Here is a 1,191-nt window from a genome sequence, read left to right on the forward strand (position 1 = left end):
GTCCCAGAGGCGCTGGCCGTTGTCGGCGCTGGTGTAGAGTTCCCAGCCGAGTTCGCCGACGTAGGACAGGCGCATGGCCGTGACGGGTACGCCGCCGATGACGACGTTCTTGGAGCGGAAGTATTTGAGCCCGTCGTTGCTGAAGTCGTCGCTGCTGACCGCGCCGACGACTTCGCGGGCGAGGGGGCCCCAGAGGCCGATGCAGCAGGTCCCGCCGGTGGTGTCGCGGACCTGGACCCAGTCCTGGGGGCCGCCGGTTTGGGTTTGGTGGCGGGCGGCGCGGTCGAAGTAGGCGGTGTCGATGTTGCCGTTGGCGCCGAGCTGGAAGGTGTCCTCACTGAGGCGGGCGACGGTGATGTCGCTGCGGATCCCGCCGGCGTGGTCCAGCAGGAGGGTGTAGGTGACCGCGCCGGGCTTTTTGGACATGTCCGCGGTGGTCAGTTCCTGGAGGAGTTTCTGGGCGCCGGGGCCGGAAACCTCGAGCCGCTTGAGCGGGGTCATGTCGTACATGGCGACGGCGGTGCGGGTTTTCCAGGCTTCTGCCGCGGCGATGGGTGAGCTGAACATCCCGGACCAGGAATCGCGTGCCGGCGGCTGCCAGTCGGCGGGCATGTCTTTGAGGAGGTCTGCGTTGGCTTCGAACCAGTACGGGCGCTCCCAGCCGCCGCCTTCGAGGAAGACCCCGCCGAGTTGTTTGTGCCGGGCGTGGAACGGGGACACCCGCAGGTTCCGGGGGGAGAGTTTGGGCTGGAGCGGGTGCAGGACGTCGTAGATTTCGACGAAGTTCTGCTGCGAGGTCTCGGAGACGTACTCGGGGGTGAGCTGGACGTCTTCGAACCGGTTGATGTCGCAGTCGCCCAGGTCGATGGAGGATTTGCCGTCGACCAGGAGTTCGGCGACGGCGCGGGCGATCCCGGCGGAGTGGGTGACCCAGACGGCTTCGGCGACGTAGAAGCCGTCCAGTTCCTTGGATTCGCCCACGAGGGAGCCGCCGTCGGGGGTGAAGGAGAAGATGCCGTTGAAGCCGTCTTCGATCTCGGCTTCGCGCAGGGCGGGCAGGATCTGCTTGGTCGCTTCCCAGGCGGGCAGGAAGTCCTCGACGGTGAAGTCCAGGCGGGAGGGCATGTGGTGTTCGCTGATCTCGTCCGGCTTGAAGCTTCCGAGCTCGTCGAGGTCCACGGGCATGGGTTT

1 pseudogene is annotated in these 1,191 nt (G+C 66.8%); it reads right to left on the minus strand.

From position 1 onward, the window contains the following. Positions 1-1,191: pseudogene (locus AC5RT3_RS20600) on the minus strand (sarcosine dehydrogenase); the annotation flags it as partial.

Source organism: Arthrobacter sp. Y3221159 (assembly GCF_059089885.1).